The 6,129-nt window shown below is 68.2% G+C and carries 5 protein-coding genes and 1 tRNA gene; 3 read left to right on the top strand and 3 right to left on the bottom strand.

Features of this window, described 5'->3' with window-relative positions; genetic code table 11:
* On the top strand, positions 1–623 hold a 623-nt coding region (locus tag Asi02nite_RS40675), incomplete at its 5' end, for a P-loop NTPase family protein (protein ID WP_239127713.1).
* A 348-nt stretch (positions 624–971) separates the two neighbouring features.
* On the opposite strand, the gene Asi02nite_RS40670 is transcribed toward Asi02nite_RS40675, so the two are convergent.
* Together Asi02nite_RS40670 and Asi02nite_RS40665 are read right to left on the bottom strand one after the other, a co-directional pair.
* Positions 972–2,210: a L,D-transpeptidase gene (locus tag Asi02nite_RS40670; RefSeq protein ID WP_203719387.1), complete on the bottom strand. Its 1,239-nt coding sequence runs from the start codon at positions 2,208–2,210 to the stop codon at positions 972–974.
* 145 nt (positions 2,211–2,355) lie between these two features.
* Positions 2,356–3,642, bottom strand: a complete 1,287-nt coding sequence (locus Asi02nite_RS40665) for a L,D-transpeptidase (protein ID WP_203719386.1) — start codon at positions 3,640–3,642, stop codon at positions 2,356–2,358.
* A gap of 231 nt (positions 3,643–3,873) precedes the next feature.
* Here Asi02nite_RS40665 and Asi02nite_RS40660 point away from each other — a divergent pair, with 231 nt between their 5' ends.
* Complete coding sequence (locus Asi02nite_RS40660) at positions 3,874–4,749, top strand: 2-deoxy-5-keto-D-gluconate 6-phosphate aldolase domain-containing protein (protein ID WP_203719385.1); 876 nt, start codon at positions 3,874–3,876, stop codon at positions 4,747–4,749.
* A 78-nt stretch (positions 4,750–4,827) separates the two neighbouring features.
* Positions 4,828–4,903 (top strand) — tRNA-Lys (locus tag Asi02nite_RS40655).
* Between the two features lie 526 nt (positions 4,904–5,429).
* On the opposite strand, the gene Asi02nite_RS40650 is transcribed toward Asi02nite_RS40655, so the two are convergent.
* A partial coding sequence (locus Asi02nite_RS40650; RefSeq protein ID WP_203719384.1) for an ABC transporter permease occupies positions 5,430–6,129 on the bottom strand: 700 nt, incomplete at its 5' end.

The following is a 6,129-nucleotide window of genomic DNA, read 5'->3' as shown; positions in this document are numbered from 1 at the left end:
GGCGGCGCGGCGGCGCGGCGGCGCGGCGGCGCGGCGGCGCGGCGGCGCGGCGGCGCGGCGGCGATAGCGTGGCGTTCGTGGAACGGGTCGTTGTCGTCGGGTGCGGTGGCAGTGGGAAGTCCACCTTTGCCCGGCGGCTCGGCCGAGGGCTCGACCTGCCTGTGGTTCACCTGGATGCGGTCTACTACGACGCCGAATGGCGGGCCGTGGCGCAGGACGAGTTCGCGGAGTGTCAGCGGCGGATTGTGGCCGGTGCGCGGTGGATTGTCGAGGGCAACTACGCCGGGACGCTCGGGATTCGGTTGGGCGCGGCCGATACCGTGGTCTTTCTCGATCTGCCCGCGGTCGTCTGCCTCTGGGGTGTGGTGCGGCGGCGGTGGCGTTATCGCGGCGGGCAGCATCGCCAGGATGGCGTGTTCGACCGGGTTACGTGGGCATTTATCCGTTATATCGTCAGCTATCGGCGGAGGATGCGACCGCAGGTGTGGCGGCTGCTGGCAGAGCACGCCGGCCACGCCGAGGTCGTCACGTTGACCAGCCGGAAGCAGGCTGACCGATTTCTATCCACTCACGCACCGGCGGGGTCGGACGCCCGACACGACCACGCCGATGGACACGCCTGAAGCAGGTCGATTGCCGACTCACGATCGACCCACCGGTTCTTGGCCAACCGCGGACCTGGCAGGGGCGGGCCCCCTAGGGCCCGACCCGGTGTCCGGCGGGAGCAACGGTCCGCACCACCGCGGACCCGGGAAACGATCTATCACCCCTACGGCCCGACCCGGCGTCCGGCGGAAGCGACGGTCCGCACCACCGCGGACCCGCGAAACGATCCTCCCGGCCCGACCCGGCGTCCGGCGGGAACAACGGTCCGCACCACCGCGGACCCGGGCAACGATCTATTGCCCCTAGGGCCCGACCCGCGTCCGGCGGAAGCGACGGTCCGCGAGACCGCGGACCCGGGACTTGGCCTATTGCTCGGAAAGCGGAATCGCGCTCATCTTGGCGTACTCGGTGAAGCTCATGTTCCAGTCGGTCCAGCCGTTGCCGTTCTGGAGCTTGCGTTCCGTGCCCTTGACCGTGATCGGGTCGCCGATGCGGGTCTGGCCGAAGAGCCACTCCCCGTCCTTCATCGAGACGTTGACACAGCCGTGGGAGACGTTGGTCGTGCCCTGTTGGCCCTCGGACCATGGCGCCGCGTGGATGAACTCGCCGCCCCACGTCAGGCGTTGGGCGAAGTCGATGTCAGTGCGGTAGCCCTCTTCCGGGCCCAGTTCCTCGAAGGTGTCGAAGACCGTCTCGCGCTTCTTCTCGATGACGATCATCGTGCCCGTGGACGACGGGGTGGTCTTCTTGCCCAGGCTGACCTTGATCGTGCGGATGACCTTGCCGTCCTTGGTGACCGTCATCCGCTTCGTGCGGTTGTCGACCGTCATCACCAACGACGGGCCGATCTTGAGGTCGACGGTGAGGTCGTTGCGGAGGACGGAGTCGCCCACCGGGAGGCCGCCGGTCTGCAGCTTGTAGTGGACCTTGGTGTTGGCCTTCCAGAACTCCTTGGGGCGGAAGTGGATCTCGGTCGGGCTGATCCACGCCCAGGTGCCCTCCTGCGCCGGCTCGGCGGTGACCTTCATGCGGCGCTGCACGTCGTCGCGGTAGTCCTGCGGGATCGCGCGGCCGAACTTGACGATCATCGGCATGCCGACGCCGACCACCGCGCCGTCGCCGAGGAAGCTGCTCACCGCGATCGCGTTGCCCGGCTTGGCCATGACCGTGAACGTGGACTCGGCGGTCGCGGTCTTGCCGTCGTCACCGGTCGCGCTGACGGTCGCCGTGTAGGTCTCGCCCCACTTCAGCGCGCCCGTCGGCAGCCAGCTCTTCTTGTCGCTCGCCAGGGTGCCCTTGACCGTGTCACCGCTCGACGACTTGAGCGCGACGGCGGTCTCGACCGCGTCGGTCGTGTCGAACGCGATGGCGGTCGAGGCGGCGACGTCGGCGGCGTTGGCCGCGGGCTCGGTGATCGTCGCCTTGGCCTTGGTGTCGGGCTCGGCCGGCGCCGACGGGGACGAGCCGTTCTGGCCGCCGTCCTGCCAGGCCGCGTTGCCGGCCTTCGTGCAGCCAGCGGTGACTGACAGTAATCCAACGAGGACGGCAGCGGTCAGCGTGATGCCTGCTCGGCGGGTCGGGCGCTGCCCTCGGCTGCTCCGCATGAGATCCCCTCACAAGTCCGTGTTCCAGCGCGGTCATGGTGCCCCGAACACGCCTCGGGACACGTCACGGTTTCGTGCCGTATGCGGGAACACGCCAGACGAGTGTACGAACGATCGGGCGGAGCTACCGTACCGGAAAGTGTCCTTAATCGGTGGCCGTCGGTGTCGGCGTGGCGCTACCAGGCGTTTTGAGGCTTCCCGGCACCGGTAGCGCGCTGCCCTTGACGAAGTCGGACCACGACAGGTTCCACGCGGTCCACCCGTTGCCCGGTTCAAGTTTCCGCTCGGTCCCGCGGATCGTGATCGGGTCGCCGACCTTGGTCTGGCCGAACAGCCAGCTCGCGTTCCCGGGCGCGAGATTGACGCAACCGTGCGACACGTTGCGCCGGCCCTGGTCGCCGACCGACCACGGAGCGGAGTGGATGTATTCGCCGCCCCAGGTCAGCCGCTGCGCGAAGTCGATGTCCGTGCGGTAGCCCTCCTCCGGCCCGAGCTCGGCGAAGGTGTCGAAGACCGTGTGCTCCTGCTTGTCCATCACGATCATGGTGCCGCTGGACGAGGGCGTGCTGGCCTTGCCGAGGCTGACCGGGAACGTCTTGACCAGCTTGTCGTTCTTGAAGACCTGCATCTTCTTGGTCTTGTTCTCGACCTTCATCTCGAACTTGTCGCCGATCGTGGCCGTGGCCTTGCGGTCCTGGTCACCGACGCGACCGTTCGACAGCGGGATGCCCTCGATCGCCGCGCGTACCGTGATCTTGGTGCCGGGCTTCCAGTAGTCGGGCGCGCGGTAGTAGGCCTGCGTGCCGCTGCTCACCCAGTGCCAGACGCCCGGCTGCGGCGGGTCGGTCCGCACGAACAGCCGGCTCTGCACGGCCGCGCGGTCCTTCTTCGCGATGCCGGGGCTGAACTCGACCACGACGGGCATGGCGACGCCGTACGTCTTGCCGTTGAAGAGGTAGAGCCCGGAGCCGATGTCGTTGCCCGACTTGGCCTTGGTGGAGAAGGAGACCGTCTTCGTCTCGGCCTGCCCGGCGGCGCTGGTGGCGATCACGGTGGCGGTGTAGTCGGTCTTGTACTTCAGTGGCGCGTTGGGCACCCAGGACGTCTTGTCCTCGCGGAGGGCGCCCTTGACCTCCTTGCCGCTCTTGTCGGTCAGCTTGACGCTGGTGATCTCGCCGCCCTTGACGCTGGTGCCGATCTCGGTGCTGACCGGCAGGTCCTTCTTCTTGTCGGCGGGCGTGACCGCGAACTGGAACGGGATCGGCGGGGCGGTCGGCGACGGCGTGACCTGTTGCTGGCCGCTGACGAAGGCGGGGGCTTTCTGGTCGGTCTTGTCGCCGCCGCAAGCCGTGGTCGCCAGGACGAGCCCGCCGGCCGCCGCGACGGCGAGAAGCTTCCCGATGGCTGCTCTACGTGTCACGAACCGAGTCATGGACGTCCCCGTTTCTTCGCAACCTTGGGGTCATCGTGCCCCAGCCACACCCGCTATGTCCCTCGATCCGGCAGGGTGCCAGATGCCGTCCACACCGCGCCTCAGCCACACGGCTGACCTTGAGTCCCGAACCGGTCGGAACCTCCCACTGCTACCGATTTCTCCGAAGTAACGCCTGGTCACGAGCCCTTTGGCAGGCTGAGGTGAGGTTTGGGGCATTCCGGGAGAATCATGGCACTCTATCTGCTGGCGATGGACCACCGGGCGTCGTTCGCCGCGACGGTCTACAAGATCAGCGGCGATCCGAGCCCCGCCGACACCGCGCGTCTGGTCGATGGGAAGGACCTGATCTACCAGGGTCTGGTGAGTGCCCTGCGGCGCGCTCCGGTCGCCGGCGCCGGGGTGCTGGTGGACGAGCGGTACGGCGCGGGGGTCGCCCGGGCCGCCACAGCCGCGGGCATCACCCTGGCGATGCCGATCGAGAAGTCGGGTCAGGACTGGTTCACGCTGGAGTACGGGGACCTCGGGTCGGGCGTCTGGATGGAGCACGTCGAGGAGTTCGACCCGCGCTACGTCAAGATCCTGGTCAGGGACAACCCCGATTTTGACGTACGCGCCCGGCGGCGCCAGATGGACGACCTCGCGACGGTCTCGTCGGTGCTGGCCTCGGCGGGCCGGGACCTGCTGCTCGAGTTGCTGGTGCCGGCGACGCCGGAACAGTCCTCGCCGGCCTACGACGACGATCTCCGCCCGGAGTTGACGGCGCGGGTCATCGGCGAGATGCAGGCGGCCGGGGTGGAGCCGGCGATCTGGAAGATCGAGGGCCTGAACTCTCCGTCGGCCGCGTCGGCGGTCCTGGCGACGGCCCGACAGGGCGGCCGGAACGGGGTGCAGTGCATCGTGCTGGGCCGGGACGCACCGGAGCCGGACCTGGACCGCTGGCTACGGGCAGCGGCGCCGGCGGGCTTCCTGGGTTTCGCGATCGGGCGCAGCATCTGGCAGTCGCCGCTGGAGGCTTACCTGGCCGACAAGATCGACGAGGCCGGGGTGGCGTCCCGGATCGCGGAGAGCTACTTGCATTACGTGGGGGTCTATGAGGGGGTTTGAGGGCCTTCGGCTGGTCGTTCGCCACCAGTTGGAAGATGCATCAGGGCGCGTGCTAACGTACGTGTCGTTGCCGAACGAGCGCCGCTAGCTCAACTGGCAGAGCAGCGGACTCTTAATCCGCGGGTTCGGGGTTCGAGTCCCTGGCGGCGCACCAAAGCATCCCAAACTAGTGGGGCGGGAACCGGAACGTGAGTTTCGGTGCCTGCCCTTTCTGGTTCCTCCGGGTGGTTGGAGTCGGCCATCGTCGCACCGAGGGTCTGGGCGGTGCCGCTCGTGACGGTTGTAGCGCACTTCCAGATGGAAGGCGTCGTGAGTAATTCTTGGCGTTCGGGCTGCAGCGGTAGTAGGTGTATCCCTGGTGGCGCAGCCGTAGGCGCGCCGGTCGCACAGGTCGCAGCGTACGAACGAGCGCAGCAGGTGGGAACGCCGGGGCGTTCGGGTTGGGGTTGGTGCTCGTGCCGGAGCGTGAGCCTTGGCGGAAACGGCCGACGCGGACACTGCTCGCGGTCCAGGCGCCGACGCGCCGACGCCCTTTAAGAATGGGGTCAGGCGGTGGGTGACGGACGGGATCGAGATTCAGCCGGATGGCGATGGCGTCGTAGCCGAGCCGGCTCACGGCCCGCCGCTGGAAGATCTGGGTGACCGCGGGCCCGCGTATCGGGTCAGGGACGAGCCGGCGACTAGCGCACCCACTGAACGGCTTCCTGACGAGCCGCTTCCACTTGGGACCCCGACTGCCGACGGGCCATCCGGCGCAGCACGATCGGCGCGACCAGCACCCCGGCGATGGCCCAGGCGCTGAGGACGCCGATTGTCTCCAGCGTGCGCCACGAGTCACCGATCTCGAGCGTTGCCGCGGACTCCGGCAGGAACGCGGATCGCATGCCGAGCCCGAGCCAGTACACGGGGAAGAGCTGGGCGATGACCTGGACCCAGCCCCACAGCGCCTGCATCGGGTAGAAGATGCCGGAGATGGCGGTGAGCACCATGATCGGGAGCATGCCCCAGGTGCCGACCTTCTGCACATTCGGCACCAGCGAACCGATGATGATGCCGATCGGCATGGTGGCGAGGAGCCCGAGGACAAGGACCCAGGCGACCGTGAGCCACCCCACGGCGCCGCGGTGGACCAGGTCGTCGAAGAGCAGGAAGCTGGGAATCAGAATGGTCAAGAGGGAGGGGAAAAGACCGAGCGAGTGGAAGAGCACCTGCCCGCTGACATAGCCCAGGATGCCGCGAGGCACTGCCTTGGCGCGCAGGAGCGTGCCGTCCTCGCGTTCCATGGCCAGCGCGTAGGCCGGGCCGATGATCACGCCGAAGGCCACCAGGCCGCCGAGGATGCTCGGCATCGACACCGCGGGCAGGAGCAGTGACGTGCCC

This window comes from Asanoa siamensis, assembly GCF_016862555.1.
GTDB lineage: Bacteria > Actinomycetota > Actinomycetes > Mycobacteriales > Micromonosporaceae > Asanoa > Asanoa siamensis.
The sequence above is the reverse complement of the archived record's forward strand: the minus strand, read 5'-3'. Positions and strand labels throughout refer to the sequence as shown.